The 15,103-nt window shown below is 70.9% G+C and carries 13 protein-coding genes; 7 read left to right on the top strand and 6 right to left on the bottom strand.

Annotated features, from left to right (window positions below; all coding sequences use genetic code 11):
* Positions 1-94: 94 nt before the first annotated feature.
* Positions 95-325 carry a DUF4287 domain-containing protein gene (locus EOT10_RS31680; protein WP_127831818.1) on the bottom strand — a complete coding sequence of 77 codons (231 nt, stop codon included), beginning with the start codon at positions 323-325 and terminating at the stop codon, positions 95-97.
* Positions 326-427: 102 nt separating this feature from the next.
* Here EOT10_RS31680 and EOT10_RS31675 point away from each other — a divergent pair, with 102 nt between their 5' ends.
* Positions 428-739: a hypothetical protein gene (locus tag EOT10_RS31675; RefSeq protein WP_127831817.1), complete on the top strand. Its 312-nt coding sequence runs from the start codon at positions 428-430 to the stop codon at positions 737-739.
* A 61-nt stretch (positions 740-800) separates the two neighbouring features.
* Here the strand turns inward: EOT10_RS31675 and EOT10_RS31670 are convergent, their stop codons facing one another.
* The 3 genes from EOT10_RS31670 to EOT10_RS31660 all read right to left on the bottom strand — a co-directional run bounded on the left by EOT10_RS31670 (position 801) and on the right by EOT10_RS31660 (position 4,520).
* Positions 801-1,619, bottom strand: a complete 819-nt coding sequence (locus EOT10_RS31670; protein ID WP_127831886.1) for a hypothetical protein — start codon at positions 1,617-1,619, stop codon at positions 801-803.
* A 474-nt stretch (positions 1,620-2,093) separates the two neighbouring features.
* Complete coding sequence (locus tag EOT10_RS31665) at positions 2,094-3,314, bottom strand: acetyl-CoA C-acetyltransferase (RefSeq protein ID WP_127831816.1); 1,221 nt, start codon at positions 3,312-3,314, stop codon at positions 2,094-2,096.
* A gap of 177 nt (positions 3,315-3,491) precedes the next feature.
* Positions 3,492-4,520, bottom strand: a complete 1,029-nt coding sequence (locus tag EOT10_RS31660) for an SGNH/GDSL hydrolase family protein (RefSeq protein ID WP_189492320.1) — start codon at positions 4,518-4,520, stop codon at positions 3,492-3,494.
* Positions 4,521-4,701: 181 nt separating this feature from the next.
* Here EOT10_RS31660 and EOT10_RS31655 point away from each other — a divergent pair, with 181 nt between their 5' ends.
* Positions 4,702-6,090, top strand: coding sequence for a cystathionine beta-synthase (locus tag EOT10_RS31655; RefSeq protein WP_127831815.1), 1,389 nt, complete (start codon positions 4,702-4,704; stop codon positions 6,088-6,090).
* A gap of 298 nt (positions 6,091-6,388) precedes the next feature.
* On the opposite strand, the gene EOT10_RS31650 is transcribed toward EOT10_RS31655, so the two are convergent.
* Positions 6,389-7,249: a MurR/RpiR family transcriptional regulator gene (locus EOT10_RS31650; RefSeq protein WP_127831814.1), complete on the bottom strand. Its 861-nt coding sequence runs from the start codon at positions 7,247-7,249 to the stop codon at positions 6,389-6,391.
* Positions 7,250-7,490: 241 nt separating this feature from the next.
* Between EOT10_RS31650 and EOT10_RS31645 the strand changes: the two genes are divergently transcribed.
* Positions 7,491-8,903 carry a purine-cytosine permease family protein gene (locus EOT10_RS31645; protein WP_127831813.1) on the top strand — a complete coding sequence of 471 codons (1,413 nt, stop codon included), beginning with the start codon at positions 7,491-7,493 and terminating at the stop codon, positions 8,901-8,903.
* 73 nt (positions 8,904-8,976) lie between these two features.
* Positions 8,977-9,399: a hypothetical protein gene (locus EOT10_RS31640; RefSeq protein ID WP_127831812.1), complete on the top strand. Its 423-nt coding sequence runs from the start codon at positions 8,977-8,979 to the stop codon at positions 9,397-9,399.
* 6 nt (positions 9,400-9,405) lie between these two features.
* Here the strand turns inward: EOT10_RS31640 and EOT10_RS31635 are convergent, their stop codons facing one another.
* Positions 9,406-10,758 carry a type III PLP-dependent enzyme domain-containing protein gene (locus EOT10_RS31635; protein ID WP_127831811.1) on the bottom strand — a complete coding sequence of 451 codons (1,353 nt, stop codon included), beginning with the start codon at positions 10,756-10,758 and terminating at the stop codon, positions 9,406-9,408.
* Between the two features lie 124 nt (positions 10,759-10,882).
* Here EOT10_RS31635 and hutU point away from each other — a divergent pair, with 124 nt between their 5' ends.
* From hutU to EOT10_RS31620, 3 genes are read left to right on the top strand one after another with little or no spacing between them, the layout of a single operon-like run.
* Positions 10,883-12,547, top strand: coding sequence for a urocanate hydratase (gene hutU / locus EOT10_RS31630; RefSeq protein ID WP_127831810.1), 1,665 nt, complete (start codon positions 10,883-10,885; stop codon positions 12,545-12,547).
* Positions 12,548-12,567: 20 nt separating this feature from the next.
* Positions 12,568-13,770, top strand: a complete 1,203-nt coding sequence (locus EOT10_RS31625) for an allantoate amidohydrolase (protein WP_127831884.1) — start codon at positions 12,568-12,570, stop codon at positions 13,768-13,770.
* On the top strand, positions 13,761-15,098 hold the full coding sequence (locus tag EOT10_RS31620; RefSeq protein ID WP_127831809.1) for a formimidoylglutamate deiminase: 1,338 nt from the start codon (positions 13,761-13,763) through the stop codon (positions 15,096-15,098). The genes EOT10_RS31625 and EOT10_RS31620 overlap by 10 nt, the downstream gene beginning before the upstream one ends.
* Positions 15,099-15,103 lie beyond the last annotated feature (5 nt).

Raw genomic sequence — 15,103 nt, 5'->3', positions numbered from 1 at the left:
AGGGCCCGCGCACCACGGTGCGCGGGCCCTTCGCCGTGCTGCCGCCGCGTTGTCTCGGCTTGTCGGGGGACGGATGGGTTCGTGGGCGGATCGCTCAGCCCAGGCGGCGGGCGGCCCGCCGCAGGTCGTACTCGTGGATGATCGCCTTCGCGTGTCCGTACGCGAGGTCGTGTTCCCCGCGCAGCCAGCTGACCGCTTCTTCGAAGCGGAGGAAGGCAGGGCCTTCCTCCACGGTGCGCAGCCAGTCGGAGATCTCTCGACCGGTGCAGTGGGGGATACGAGCCAGAAGATTCTCGTGAGTCTCCTGGGAGAACACTTGGGACATCGGCGCCTCCGGACGCTGTGCGATGTAGCCGGTCCTTCAAGCCACCGTGCCTGAGCGTTCGGTCGTTGGCAACAGTCCAGGAAAGGCGCATAGGGTCACGACATGCTCGATACGACGCCGTTGACGGACGCAGTGGACCGATTCGCCGACCGGCTCCGCGCAGCCCCGCAGAGCAGGCTCCAGCGCGGAGCCGCCGCCGAGGCACTCGCCCTGGCCCGCGAGCTCTCCGCCCGCGCGCAGCGCCTGGAGGACCCCGAAGGGCCCGTACGGGAGATGCCGGACGCCGGGATGTTCGCCGGGTGCGACCAGATCACCGTCGCCGCGCACGACCTGTCCGTGGTCCTGCGGGACGCCGACCAGCTCGCCGAGGCGCTCCTCCTCGTCGCGGAGGCACAGAAACGCGCCGGGGTGTGAGCCGTCCCCGGCGCGTTCGGAAGTATGGGGTGGGGGTGGAGAGAAGCCGGTCGGGCGTCCCTCAGACGGACGCTATGACCCGGTCGGCCAGGATGTACACGTTCTCGCTCCCGCAGGCGAACGTGAGCGCGTAGGCACCCGAGACACCCGAGCCGCCGAGCAGCACGGGGGCCTCGCCCTCGCGCAGGGCCGTGGCCAGCTGCTCCGCGGTCTCCCGGTGACCGGGGGTCATACAGAGCGTGGTGCCGTCCACGAAGACGTACACGTCGAGCGTGCCGAGCGGCCCCGGGCGGACGTCGGCCAGGGCGGTGCGGGCCTCGGCCAGCTCCTCCAGGCACGCCACCGTCCGCTCGTGGTCGCCGCCGCCGCCCGACACGGGCGACTGCACCGGCACGAAGTCGGGGTGCGAGGGGTGCCGGCGGCGGGCGGCCGCGAGCTCGGCGGACTCGCCCGCGAACTCGTCGGCGCCGGCGTCGGCCGGCTCGACCACGGGCTCGAGGCCCGCCGCGAGACCCGGCTCGAGGCCCGCGAAATCGGCCTGGCGCGGCATGAACAGATCGTCACCGAAGCCCAGCGCGCCACCGAGCACGGACGGCGCGTCCGAGGCGTCACGGGCTTCCTGCGCGGCCCAGAAGGCACGCGCCTCGGCGAGCTCGCGCTCCCGCTCCTCCGCGAGGGCGTCGGCGACGGCCGCGCGTATCTCCTCGGTGTCAGGCGTGGTGCGCGCGGCGGGCACGCCACGGCCGGCGCCGACGGCGCGGTCCGCGGCGAGCTCGTCTCGCAGTTCCGTGATCTGCCTGCGCAGTCCGTGGACGGTGTGCAGGGCAGCGGCGCCCACGGCCGTGGCGGCGGCCGTGGCGATGAGCAGGGCAAGAGGCATGGCGCTCACTGACGTACTCCCGGTTTCAAGTCGACCCCCGACTTCCTACATCAGCTTGAAGCCTGGACCATCCCGCTGTCAGTGCATTACGTCACGAAATGGACAGGTCTTTTGGCCGGGTGTTTAGGGGTGTTATGACCTGGGAACCCTGCTGACCTGCAAAAACCCTCTCCCCTGGGAGATACGTCACATCCTGGGGGAGATTGCATCACGATTCAGCAGAGGCGCAAGCCGACTACTGGGGCAGCAGGGGTCACTACGGAGAGCGTCCGACCTGGCTCAGTCGCTCGCATCTTTGGTCGCACTGAGCTTCGCCACCGCTGCGGGCAGGTGCCGCCTTCGTTCCTCAGGCGACCCCTACCCTCCGCTACGGCTCAGCTCAGTCGCTCGCATCTTTGGTCGCACCGAGCTTCGCCACCGCTGCGGGCAGGTGCCGCCTTCGTTCCTCAGGCGACCCCTACCCTCCGCTACGGCTCAGCTCAGTCGCTCGATGACCATGGCCATGCCCTGGCCGCCGCCGACGCACATGGTCTCCAGACCGAACTGCTTGTCGTGGAACTGGAGGCCGTTGATCAGGGTGCCGGTGATGCGGGCGCCCGTCATGCCGAAGGGGTGGCCGACCGCGATGGCGCCGCCGTTGACGTTCAGCTTGTCCTCGTCGATGCCGAGGTCACGCGCGGACGGGATGACCTGCGCGGCGAACGCCTCGTTGATCTCGAACAGGTCGATGTCGCCGACACCGAGACCCGCGCGCTTGAGCGCCTGCTTCGACGCCTCGACCGGGCCGAGACCCATGATCTCGGGGGACAGGCCCGAGACGCCCGTGGAGACGATGCGGGCGAGCGGGGTGAGGCCGAGCTCGCGGGCCTTCGTGTCCGACATGATCACGAGGGCGGCGGCGCCGTCGTTGAGCGGGCAGCAGTTGGCCGCCGTGACCAGACCGTCGGGGCGGAACACCGGCTTGAGACCGGAGACGCCCTCCAGGGTCACACCCGCGCGCGGGCCGTCGTCCTGCGAGACGACCGTGCCGTCGGGGGTGGTGACCGGGGTGATCTCCCGCTCCCAGAAGCCGTTCTTGATGGCCTGCTCGGCCAGGTTCTGCGAGCGCACACCGAACGCGTCCATGTCCGCGCGCGTCACGCCCTTGAGCCGGGCCAGGTTCTCGGCGGTCTGGCCCATCGCGATGTACGCGTCCGGGACCAGGCCGTCCTTGCGCGGGTCGTGCCAGCTCGCACCCTCGGACTCGGCGACGGCGGCCGTACGGGCCTCGGCCTCGGCGAAGAGCGGGTTGTGCGTGTCCGGCAGCGAGTCCGAGTTGCCCTTCACGAAGCGGGACACCATCTCGACACCGGCCGAGATGAAGACGTCGCCCTCGCCGGCCTTGATGGCGTGCAGCGCCATGCGGGACGTCTGCAGCGAGGAGGAGCAGTAACGGGTGACCGTACAGCCGGGCAGGTGGTCCATGCCCATCTGGACGGCCACGATGCGGCCCAGGTTGTTGCCCTGCTCGCCGCCGGGGAGGCCACAGCCGAGCATCAGGTCGTCGATGTCGTGCGGGTCGAGCTCGGGGACCTTGGCAAGCGCGGCCTGGATGATCGTGGCGGTCAGGTCGTCCGGGCGCAGGTCCTTGAGGGACCCCTTGAAAGCGCGGCCGATGGGGGAGCGGGCGGTCGAGACGATCACGGCTTCGGGCATCACGGGCTCCAAGGGGTCTATGCGTACGAGCTGTTCGCCTACGGGCTGAAGGCAGGACCGTGAGTGAAATTACCTGTGCGTACTGCCCGGGTCACCGGTGTGCGTGTGTGACTCCCGCCGCATTTTTCTAAGCGCTTGCTCAGCGCTCTGATGCCCTGGACCCCGCTCCTGAAACACTCACGTCACCGGCGTCGGATCCTGTGTCGTCACCCGGCGGCGCCGCCGCCTCTTCAGCAGAGCCCACGGACCCCTCGGGCCCGTCGGCATCGCGGCCGTGACCTCGGTGCCGCCCTCTCCCGCAGCCTCCGCCGCCGCCCTCGCCACCGGCAGGAAGCCCTCACGCCGCGACACGTCCGGACGCTCCTCCTCCGGCCAGAGCCCCAGTGACGCGCACAGCGTCGGAAGCACCGCCATCGCCGCCGTCGCGTACCCCTCGGCCGACGGGTGGTAGTTGTCCGGGCCGAACAGCTCCCGCGGGTTCGCCTGGAACTCCGGGCCCAGCAGGTCACCGAGCGACACCGTGCGCCCGCCCTGCTCCACCGTGCCGATCGTCTGCGCCGCCGCCAGCTGCCGCGAGGCCCGCCGGGCCAGATAGCGCAACGGCTGGTTCACCGGCTCGATCGTGCCCAGGTCAGGACACGTACCCACCACCACCTCCGCGCCGGCGGTACGCAGCCTGCGTACCGCCGCCGAGAGATGACGCACCGACCGCGTCGCCGGCATCCGGTGCGTCACGTCGTTCGCGCCGATCATCACCACGCACACGTCCGGCACCCAGTCCGGATCCGAGAGGACCACCGCCACCTGACGGTCCAGGTCGTCGGACCTGGCACCCGGCAGCGCCACGTTGCGCAGCTCCACCGGCCGCTCCGCCACCGCCGCGAGCCCCGACGCGAGAAGGGCCGCCGGGGTCTGCCGCGCCCGGTGCACGCCCTGGCCCGCCGCCGTCGAGTCCCCCAGCATCGCGAACCGCAGCGGCTCGGTGTCCGCCCCCTCGGAGGCCGGACGCTCGCCGAACACCCTGCCGTACAGACCGTCCGCGGACGGCACCTCCACGACGTGGCTGCCGTGGTTGCCCACCTGCCGCTTCGCCAGCTGGGCCTCCGCGATCAGCAGACCGACCGCCGCCGCGCCGATCAGACCGATACCGCCGCCGCCGTACGCGGCGCCCGCGGCGATGCGCCGCGCCACCCTCGCCCTCGACATGCGTCGCAGCCACCTGCCTCTGCGTAGTGCTTCACAGCCGTACAACCACTCATTGCCCCGTAAGTACGGTCGGCCAATCGCAACGGGCGATGAAGGAGCGGCACTCGGCTTACGCTGACCGCACATCACTTTGCAGAACCCACGCAGATCGCCCGCGATCCATCGCAGCCCGGAGACAACGGTGCAATTCCACGACTCGATGATCAGCCTCGTCGGCAACACCCCGCTCGTGAGGCTCAACAGCGTGACCGAAGGTATCCAGGCGACCGTCCTGGCCAAGGTCGAGTACTTCAACCCCGGCGGCTCCGTGAAGGACCGCATCGCCCTGCGCATGATCGAGGCGGCAGAGGAGAGCGGCGCCCTCAAGCCGGGCGGCACCATCGTGGAGCCGACCAGCGGCAACACGGGCGTCGGCCTGGCCATCGTGGCGCAGCAGAAGGGGTACAAGTGCATCTTCGTGTGCCCCGACAAGGTCTCCACGGACAAGATCAATGTTCTGCGGGCGTACGGCGCCGAGGTCGTCGTCTGCCCCACGGCCGTTGACCCGGAACACCCGGACTCGTACTACAACGTCTCCGACCGGCTCGTACGTGAGACGCCGGGGGCCTGGAAGCCGGACCAGTACAGCAACCCGAACAACCCCCTCTCCCACTACCACTCCACCGGCCCGGAGCTGTGGGAGCAGACCGACGGACGGATCACGCACTTCGTGGCCGGCGTCGGCACGGGCGGCACCATTTCCGGGACCGGCCGCTATCTGAAGGACGTGAGCGAGGGCCGCGTTCAGGTCGTCGGTGCCGACCCGGAGGGCTCCGTGTACTCGGGCGGCTCCGGTCGCCCGTACCTCGTCGAGGGCGTCGGCGAGGACTTCTGGCCGACCGCGTACGACCGCACGGTCGCCGACGAGATCGTCGCCGTGTCCGACAAGGACTCCTTCCAGATGACCCGCCGCCTCGCCAAGGAGGAGGGCCTGCTCGTGGGCGGCTCCTGCGGCATGGCGGTCGTCGCGGCACTACGGGTCGCGGAGCGCCTCGGCCCCGACGACGTGGTGGTCGTCCTGCTCCCGGACAGCGGACGCGGGTACCTGAGCAAGATCTTTAATGATGAGTGGATGGCCGACTACGGCTTCCTCGACGACGCGGGGCCGAGCGCGCGCGTCGGCGACGTGCTCGCGGACAAGGAGGGCGGCGCGCTGCCGTCCCTCGTCCACATGCACCCGGAGGAGACCGTCGGCGAGGCCATCGAGGTGCTGCGCGAGTACGGGGTTTCACAGATGCCGATCGTGAAGCCGGGCGCCGGGCACCCGGACGTGATGGCGGCCGAGGTCATCGGCTCCGTCGTCGAGCGGGAGCTGCTCGACGCGCTGTTCACGCAGCGCGCCTCCCTCGGGGACCCGCTGGAGAAGCACATGTCGTCGCCTCTGCCGCAGGTCGGCTCGGGTGAGCCGGTGGAGGACCTGATGGCGGTGCTCGGTACGGCGGACGCCGCGATCGTGCTGGTCGAGGGCAAGCCCAAGGGCGTGGTGAGTCGTCAGGACCTGCTGTCCTTCCTCGCGAAGAACGGGAAGTAGCAGGCCGGCCGGCAAGTCGCTGCGCGGGTTCGCGTGTTCGGTACGAGCGCGTCACGTCCGCGCAGCACCCGCTTAACACGGGTCCGGCACAGTAAGGGGTGTCGGCAGGGGCGGGATCGGCTCCCCGGTCAGGCCGGCACCCCAGCGGCGTCAAGGAACCTCCGGAGCGGCTCCCGGACCTCCATGGACGCTGCGGACGCGGTGGCCCGGCCCTGACCCGGCCCCGTGTCCCACGCGGGGACCGCCGTCGTCCCGCCCCCCGCTCACGGGGGTGCGGCGGTCCCCGCGCACCGCTTCCTTACTCGGCGAAGAGGCCCCGTTCCGCGGCGCGTACGTCGAACTCCTCCAGGCGGGCCTGCGCGTCCGGGAGGTTGTCGCACATCGCCTCCAGGAGGACGCGGCCCAGGAGCATCGGCGAGCACGCGGTGTCGAAGGCCAGGCCCTCGCCCACGGCCGCCGGCAGGAGCAGGTCCGAGTGCCGGGCGACGGGGGTGAACGCCGAATCGGCGACCGTGACGACGGTGAGGCCCGCCGACTTGGCGTAGGCGAGCGCGTCCACGACCTCTTTGGGGTGGCGGGGGAGCGCGAAGCACAGGAGTGCGGTGGCGCCCGAGTGGACGGCGGCGTCGACGCGGTCGGCGAGTGTGCTGCCGCCCTCGTCGAGGAGCCGTACGTCGGGGTGGACCTTCGAGGCGAAGTACGAGAACCCGTACGCCTGGGAGGCCGCCGCGCGCAGGCCGAGGACGAGCAGTGGGCGGGACCCGGCCAGCAGGCGTCCGGCGCGTTCGACGGGGGCGGGGTCGGCGAGGAGCTGGGCGAGGTGGCGGAGGTTCTCGATCTCGGCCTCGACGGCCTGCTGGTACTCGTTGAGGGAGCCCGCGTCGGCGGGTTCGGCGGGGGTGACCTCGCGCAGGTGCCGGCGCAGGGCGGGGTAGCCGTCGAAGCCGAGCGCCACGGCGAAGCGGGTGACGGAGGGCTGGCTGACACCGGCGAGTTCGGCGAGTTCGACGGACGACAGGAACGGCACGTCGGCGGCGCGGCGCACCATGCAGTGCGCGATGCGGCGCTGGGTGGGCGTCAGCCGGTGGTTCTCGAAGAGGTGCTGGAGGCGTGCGGCGGGGGTGTTCGCGCCCGTGTCGCTTTCCGTGCGGTTGCTCATGTCTCCCCGTCGGTCCATTCAGCGGTCTTCGTTTGTGTATGAGTTTATTCAGGGCGGGGGCGTGACGCCAGGGGTGTGGGCTGCGGGGATGCGCGGGGTCGGTCCCGCGCGTCCAGCATGTGAGACCGCAACCGTCGATACCCAGCAAAGTATTGACATTTTATTCACTGGCGAGAACTCTGCATGACGATATGCAGGCCGGCGTGTGGCGTCGGCAGGACCCGGAAAGGGGTGTCGCGTCATGGCGGAAACACTGGTGGAGCGGCGCTCCATCGACGTGGTCCCCGACAGCGAACGTCACGGCAGGGCGTTCTCGCAGTTCACGCTCTGGCTCGGGGCGAACCTCCAGATCACCGCCGTCGTGACCGGCGCGCTCGCCGTCGTCTTCGGTGGTGACGTGGTGTGGTCGCTCGTCGGCCTCGTTCTCGGCAACCTGCTGGGCGGCGCCGTCATGGCGCTGCACTCGGCGCAGGGCCCGAAGCTCGGCCTGCCGCAGATGATCCAGTCCCGCGCCCAGTTCGGCGTGCGCGGCGCGGTCGTCCCGCTGCTCCTGGTGATCCTGATGTACGTCGGGTTCTTCGCCAGCGGCAGCGTCCTCGCGGGCCAGGCCGTCGGCCAGCTCACGCACACCGGCGACAGCACCGGCATCATCATCTTCGCCCTGGTCACCGGCGTGATGGCGATCGTCGGCTACCGCGTCATCCACGCGCTCGGCCGGGTCGCCAGCATCATCTGCGCCGTCGCCTTCGTCTACCTCGGCATCCGCCTCCTGGACCGCGTCGACCTCTCCGCGCTCCTGCACGACGCCCACTTCAGCGCCCCGATGTTCCTGCTCGCCGTCTCGCTCTCCGCGTCCTGGCAGCTCGCCTTCGGCCCGTACGTCGCGGACTACTCGCGCTATCTGCCCCGCACGACCTCGGCGAAGGCCACGTTCTGGTGGACGCTGTCGGGCTCGGCGCTCGGCTCGCAGTGGTCGATGACCTTCGGCGTCCTCGTCGCGGCGACCGCGGGCGAGAAGTTCCTCGCGGGCCAGGTCAGTTACGTCGTCGGGCTCGGCGGCGCCGGGCTCATCGCCTCGTTCCTGTACTTCGTGATCGCGCTCGGCAAGCTGACCATCAACGTGCTCAACACGTACGGCGGCTTCATGTCGATGGTGACGAGCGTCAGCGGCTTCCGGGGCCAGAAGGTCCTCTCGCAGCGCGCCCGCACCGCGTACATCGCGCTCATCATGATCGCGGGCACGGTCGTCGCGCTGCTCGGCAAGGACAGCTTCCTGGCGTCCTTCAAGGACTTCCTGCTGTTCCTGCTGACGTTCTTCACGCCGTGGTCGGCGATCAACCTCGTCGACTACTACCTGATCTCCCGCGAACGCTACGACATCCCGGCCCTCTCCGACCCGGACGGCCGCTACGGCGCCTGGCGCTGGGACGCTCTCGGGGTGTACGCGCTCGGGCTCCTCGCCCAGCTCCCGTTCCTGTCCACGGCCTTCTACACGGGCCCGCTCGTCGCGCCCCTCGGCGGCGCCGACATCTCCTGGATCGTGGGCCTCGTGGTCCCGGCCGTCCTGTACTGGCTGGTGGCCCGCCGCAACACGGCCCACGTCCCCGAGGCGACGATCCTGCCCGAGCCGGAGCCCGAGTCCGTGACGTCGTAGGGGGGCCGGCCCGGCCCCAAGAGGGGGGCTAGCCCCACTGTCACGGGCCGGGCCGCTTTGTACGGTTGGCCGTATGGAAGCCCGTGACGCCGAACTCAAGAAAGAACTCGACGCCACCCTGCACGCGCGCAGGGATCTCGGCGACGAGTACGAGTCCGCGCTCGTCGACTCGTTCCTGGAAAAGGTCGAGCAGCGCCTCGACGGCGCCGTGGAGCGCCGGGTGCGGCGGCAGCTCGCGGAGCAGCAGATGGCCGTCGCCCGGGACGCGCGCTCACCGCGCACCGACGGCGACAACTGGGGTGAGCGCTTCGGCTTCGGCATCGTCTCCCTCGTCCTCGCCATCCCGCTCTCCGCGATCGCGGCCGTCAACGCCCATCTGCCGGGCCTGCTGATCGCCTGGACCGGCATCGTCGGCGTGAACGCGCTGCACGCGGCACGCCGGATGCCGCGCTTCGGGTCCCGCGGCGACGGGGAGAAGTCGGACTGGGAGGGCTAGGGCCTCTCACAGTCCGAGCAGGGCGTCGCTCTCCCCGCCGCCCGACTCCGCGACGATCTCCTCCACGGTCTGCGGCTTTCGTACCGTCGCGAGGGTGACCGGCTCGCCCGGGTGTGCGGTGAAGCCGTAGACGCCGGGGCGGGGGAGGGAGTTGTACGTGTAGTGCTGGGCGAAGTAGTAGGCGCCTGTGTCGAGGGCCGCGGCGTAGTCGCCCTGTTCGAGCAGGGGGAGTTCGCGGTTCTCGGCGAGCAGGTCGCCGGCGAAGCAGGCGGGGCCCGCCACGTCCTGGGCGACGGGCGGCCCGGACTTCGGGCGGCCCTTCGCGTCGTAGGCGGCGATGCGCAGCGGCCAGGACTCCGGCGCGTACACGGTGCGGGTCGCGGACTGGACGCCGGCGTGGGTGACGGCGATCGGCCGGCCGCCGGACGTCTTCGTGTACTCGACGAGCGCGAGGACCGTGCCGTGCTTGGCGAGCAGTGAGCGCCCGAACTCGGTGACGAGGCCGTAGCGGCCGTCGAGCAGGCCGGGGACGGTGGCGGCGAGGAGCCGCGCGTAGTCCGCGTAGGTCGGGGTCTCCTCGTCGGAGGTGAAGTTCACGGGCAGTCCGCCGCCGATGTCGACGGTGTCGATCTGCTGTCGTCCGGCCGCGCGGTTGATCTCCTCGGCGAGTTCGTACGCGGCGGAAACTCCCTGTGCCATCAGGTCGAGCGGTACGCCCTGCGAGCCGGTGTGCGTGTGCAGGCGGGTCAGCCAGGGCCGGTCCAGATACGCCTGGACGACCCAGGCGCGCGCGCCCTCGTCGCGCAGTGCGACGCCGAACTTGGAGGTCGCGGTCGCCGTCGACAGGGCGCCGATCGAGCCCGCGCCGATCTGCGCGTTCACGCGGATGCCGAGGGGTGAGGCGGTCGGCGCGGAGGCGACGAGGGCGTCGATCCGGGCGAGTTCCTGCGGGTTGTCCGCGTTGACGGCGATGCCGAGCGTGAGGGCTTCGCGCAGTTCGGCGGGGGTCTTGGCGGGGGAGTCGAGGACGGTGCGGGCGGGGGTCAGGCCGGCGGCGCGGGCGAGGGCGAGCTCGCCGGGGCTCGCCACCTCCGCGCCGATGCCCTCCTCGCGCAGCAGACGCAGGACGGGCACGAGTGGCGTGGCCTTCACGGCGAAGGCGTGCAGGACGGGTGTGCCGGGTGCGGTGACGGCCTCGAACGCGGCGCGCAGGGACGCGGCCGACGCGCGGATCCCGGCGACGTCGAGAAGGCCCGCGACGGGAGCGCCGGGGCCGACGAGCCCCTGGTCGACGGCGGCGCGAACGCCCTGGTCACGGCGGGTTGCGGCGTCGTACGTCAGCTGCTGGTCCTCAGTCATGGCACCAGGCAACCACTCGTGGGGTACCCGTCAACGGGGCAACCGGCCCACGAGACGTATTGACTAGTTCTATTCAGAGCGCCAGGATGTGAATAACCCAAGCAACAATCTGTAGGAGGAAGCCATGTCAGGACCCCGCCCCGTACGAGCTGCGCGCGGTACGGAACTGAGCGCCCTGGGATGGCAGCAGGAGGGTGCCCTCCGCATGCTGCAGAACAACCTTGACGCCGAGGTGGCCGAGCACCCCGACAAGCTCGTGGTCTACGGGGGCACCGGCAAGGCTGCCCGCTCGTGGGAGGCGTACGACGCGATCGTGCGCACGCTGAAGACGCTGAAGAACGACGAGACGCTCCTCGTCCAGTCCGGTAAGCCGGTCGGTGTGATGCGTACCAACGAGTGGGCGCCGCGTGTGCTGCTCGCGAACTCGAACCTGGTGGGTGACTGGGCGAACTGGGAGGAGTTCCGCAAGCTGGAGGCCGAGGGTCTGACGATGTACGGCCAGATGACGGCCGGTTCGTGGATCTACATCGGTTCGCAGGGCATCGTCCAGGGCACCTACGAGACCTTCGGCGCGGTGGCCCGCAAGAAGTTCAACGGCACCCTCGCCGGCACCATCACGCTGACCGCCGGTATGGGTGGCATGGGTGGTGCGCAGCCGCTGGCGGTGACGATGAACGAGGGCGTCGCGATCTGTGTCGACGTCGACGAGACCCGTATCGACCGTCGTATCGGCACCCGTTACCTGGACGTGAAGGCCGACAACCTGGACCACGCCCTGGAGCTGGCGGTCCAGGCCCGCGACGAGCGCCGTGGTCTGTCCATCGGTGTGGTCGGCAACGCGGCGGAGATCTTCCCGGAGCTGCTTGAGCGGGATGCGCCGATCGACATCGTGACCGACCAGACCTCGGCCCACGACCCGCTGGCCTACCTGCCGGTCGGGATCTCGGTGGCGGACTGGGACAAGGAGCGCGAGGCGGACCCGGCCGGTTTCACGGACAAGGCCCGTCACTCGATGCGCCTGCACGTCGAGGCGATGCTGGGCTTCCTCGACAAGGGCGCCGAGGTCTTCGACTACGGCAACTCGATCCGGGACGAGGCCCGCAAGGCCGGCTGCGAGCGGGCGTTCGACTTCCCCGGCTTCGTGCCGGCGCACATCCGTCCGCTGTTCGAGGAGGGCCTGGGCCCGTTCCGCTGGGCCGCCCTGTCGGGTGACCCGGAGGACATCGCCAAGACGGACAAGGCGATCAAGGAGCTGTTCCCGGAGAACAAGCACCTGCACCGCTGGATCGACATGGCTTCCGAGCGCATCGCGTTCGAGGGTCTGCCGGCGCGTATCTGCTGGCTGGGCTACGGCGAGCGTCACCTGGCGGGTCTGAAGTTCAACGAGATGGTCGCCTCCGGCGAGCTGTCGGCGCCGGTCGCCATCGGCCGTGACCACCTCGACTCGGGCTCGGTGGCTTCCCCGTACCGCGAGACGGAGGCCATGAAGGACGGCTCGGACGCGATCGCCGACTGGCCGCTGCTGAACGCCCTGGTCAACACGGCCTCGGGTGCCTCGTGGGTCTCGATCCACCACGGCGGCGGTGTCGGCATGGGCCGCTCCATCCACGCCGGTCAGGTCTGCGTCGCCGACGGCACCGACCTCGCCGCGCAGAAGATCGAGCGTGTCCTGACCAACGACCCCGGCATGGGCGTCATCCGTCACGTCGACGCCGGTTACGAGCACGCGGCCGAGGTCGCCGAGCAGCGCGGCGTCCGCATCCCCATGCGCGAGGGTGACGACGCGTGACGACCCCCTCTTTCGGCGAGATGTGGCGCGACCTCGCGCCCATCGGCCGTGACAAGGACAGCGGCGGTTACCGCCGCTACGCGTGGACGGCGGCGGACGCCGACTGCCGCGAGTGGTTCAAGGCGCAGGCCGAGTCCCGTGGCCTGACCTACGAGCTCGACCGCAACGGCAACCAGTGGGCCTGGCTCGGCGACCCGAACGCCGGTGACGCCGTCGTGACGGGCTCCCACCTGGACTCCGTGCCCGACGGCGGCGCCTTCGACGGCCCCCTCGGCGTCGTGTCGTCCTTCGCCGCGCTCGACGAACTCCGGGCCCGGGGCGTGGAGTTCACCAAGCCCCTCGCCCTCACCAACTTCGGTGACGAAGAGGGTGCCCGGTTCGGCCTCGCCTGCGTCGGCTCCCGCCTCACCTCGGGCAAGCTCACCCCGGCCCAGGCCGCCGAGCTGCGCGGCATGGACGGCGTGAGCCTGCCGAAGGCCATGGAGGCCGCGGGGTACGACCCCGAGGCCATCGGCGCGGACCCGGAGCGGCTTTCCCGCATCGGCGCGTTCATCGAGCTGCACGTGGAACAGGGCCGCGCCCTGGACCTGTCCGGCGACGCCGTGGGCATCGCGAGCGCCATCTGGCCGCACGGTCGCTGGCGCTTCGACTTCCGCGGCGAGGCCAACCACGCGGGCACCACCCGTCTCGTGGACCGCCGCGACCCGATGCTGCCGTACGCGGAGACCGTCCTCGCGGCCCGCCGTGAGGCGGAACTCGCGGGCGCCGTCGCCACCTTCGGCAAGATCTCCGTCGAGCCGAACGGCGTCAACGCCATCCCGTCGCTCGTACGCGGCTGGCTCGACTCGCGCGCCGCCGACCAGGACACCCTCGACCAGGTCGTCACCGGCGTCGAGAAGGCGGCCCGTGAGTACGCCGACAAGCACGGTCTCGACCTGACGACGGTCCGTGAGTCCTTCACGCCCGTCGTCGAGTTCGACCACGCACTGCGCGACGAGCTGGGCCGCATCCTCGGCACCGACGGCGAGATCACCGTCCCGGTGCTCGGCACGGGCGCGGGACACGACGCGGGAATCCTCGCGGACCGGATCCCGACCGCCATGCTGTTCGTGCGCAACCCCACGGGCGTCTCGCACTCGCCGGCCGAACACGCCGCCGAGGGCGACTGCCTCGCCGGGGTCAGCGCACTCGCGGACGTACTGGAGGGTCTGGCGTGCAGGTGACGTACTGGCTGGAACATGCCTGGATCGACCCGGCGGTCGAGTCGGGTGTCGTCGTGGAGGTCGCGGCCGACGGCCGTATCTCCGCCGTGCGGACCGGGGTCGAGGCTCCGCCGCCCGGCGCGACGGCCCTGCGCGGCCTGACCGTCCCCGGTCTCGCCAACGCGCACAGCCACGCCTTCCACCGTGCCCTGCGCTCCCACGTCCAGGTGGGCTCGGGCACGTTCTGGACGTGGCGCGACACCATGTACTCGTACGCGGACCGGCTCACCCCGGACACGTACCACGCCCTCGCCAGGGCCGTGTACGCGGAGATGGCGCTCACCGGCATCACCACCGTCGGCGAGTTCCACTACCTGCACCACGCGCCGGGCGGCACCCGTTACGCCGACCCGAACGCGATGGGCGAGGCGCTGATCGCGGCCGCGGCCGAGGCCGGTATCCGCATCACGCTGCTCGACACGGCGTACGTCTCGTCCGGCTTTGGTAAGGCGCCGGACGAGCACCAGCAGCGGTTCTCGGACGGCACCACCGAGGCGTGGGCCGAGCGGGCCTCGCTCCTCAAGGACCGGGACCACGCGAAGATCGGCGCGGCCGTGCACTCCGTGCGCGCCGTGCCCGCCGGCCAGCTCTCCACGGTCGCCGAGTGGGCGCAGAGCCGTGACGCGGCGCTGCACGTCCACCTCTCCGAGCAGGTCGCGGAGAACGAGGCGTGCCTGGCCGCGCACGGCTGCACGCCGACGCAGCTCCTCGCGGAGCACGGCGTGCTCGGCGAGCGCACCGTGGGCGTGCACAACACGCACATGACCGACGAGGACATCGCCCTCCTGGGCAACTCCCGTACGGGTACGTGCATGTGTCCCACCACGGAGCGCGACCTGGCCGACGGCATCGGCCCGGCCGTGGCCCTGCAGAAGGCGGGCTCCCCGCTCTCGCTGGGCTCGGACAGCCACGCCGTCATCGACCTCTTCGAAGAGGCGCGGGCGATGGAGCTGAACGAGCGGCTGCGCACGCAGACGCGCGGTCACTGGACGGCGGCGGCCCTGCTGCGCGCCGCCACGGCCGACGGCCACGCGGCGCTCGGCTGGGACGACGCCGGACGGATCGAGACCGGCAATTTCGCCGACCTCGTGACGGTGGCGCTCGATTCTGTCCGCACCGCCGGACCGGTGGCGGGCCTCGGCGCGGAGATCGCGGTGTTCGCCGCGAGCGGCGCCGATGTGAAGCACACGGTCGTGGGCGGCAAGCACGTCGTCCGTGACGGCCGGCACGAGCTGGTCGGGGACGTCGCCGAGGCGCTGGCCGCGTCGATCGGGGCGCTCCGGGCCTGACATCC

The organism is Streptomyces antnestii (genome assembly GCF_004005495.1).
GTDB classification, from domain to species: Bacteria; Actinomycetota; Actinomycetes; order Streptomycetales; family Streptomycetaceae; genus Streptomyces; species Streptomyces antnestii.
Note: the sequence above shows the minus strand (reverse complement) of the source record. Positions and strands in the feature narration are given on the sequence as shown.

Excerpts from the sequence above, each read along its gene's own strand:
- EOT10_RS31680 (WP_127831818.1), bottom strand. The coding sequence starts at position 325 with ATGTCCCAAGTGTTCTCCCAGGAGACTCACGAGAATCTTCTGGCTCGT.
- EOT10_RS31675 (WP_127831817.1), top strand. The coding sequence starts at position 428 with ATGCTCGATACGACGCCGTTGACGGACGCAGTGGACCGATTCGCCGAC.
- EOT10_RS31670 (WP_127831886.1), bottom strand. The coding sequence starts at position 1,619 with ATGCCTCTTGCCCTGCTCATCGCCACGGCCGCCGCCACGGCCGTGGGC.
- EOT10_RS31665 (WP_127831816.1), bottom strand. The coding sequence starts at position 3,314 with ATGCCCGAAGCCGTGATCGTCTCGACCGCCCGCTCCCCCATCGGCCGC.
- EOT10_RS31660 (WP_189492320.1), bottom strand. The coding sequence starts at position 4,520 with ATGTCGAGGGCGAGGGTGGCGCGGCGCATCGCCGCGGGCGCCGCGTAC.
- EOT10_RS31650 (WP_127831814.1), bottom strand. The coding sequence starts at position 7,249 with ATGAGCAACCGCACGGAAAGCGACACGGGCGCGAACACCCCCGCCGCA.
- EOT10_RS31645 (WP_127831813.1), top strand. The coding sequence starts at position 7,491 with ATGGCGGAAACACTGGTGGAGCGGCGCTCCATCGACGTGGTCCCCGAC.
- EOT10_RS31640 (WP_127831812.1), top strand. The coding sequence starts at position 8,977 with ATGGAAGCCCGTGACGCCGAACTCAAGAAAGAACTCGACGCCACCCTG.
- EOT10_RS31635 (WP_127831811.1), bottom strand. The coding sequence starts at position 10,758 with ATGACTGAGGACCAGCAGCTGACGTACGACGCCGCAACCCGCCGTGAC.
- hutU (WP_127831810.1), top strand. The coding sequence starts at position 10,883 with ATGTCAGGACCCCGCCCCGTACGAGCTGCGCGCGGTACGGAACTGAGC.
- EOT10_RS31625 (WP_127831884.1), top strand. The coding sequence starts at position 12,568 with ATGTGGCGCGACCTCGCGCCCATCGGCCGTGACAAGGACAGCGGCGGT.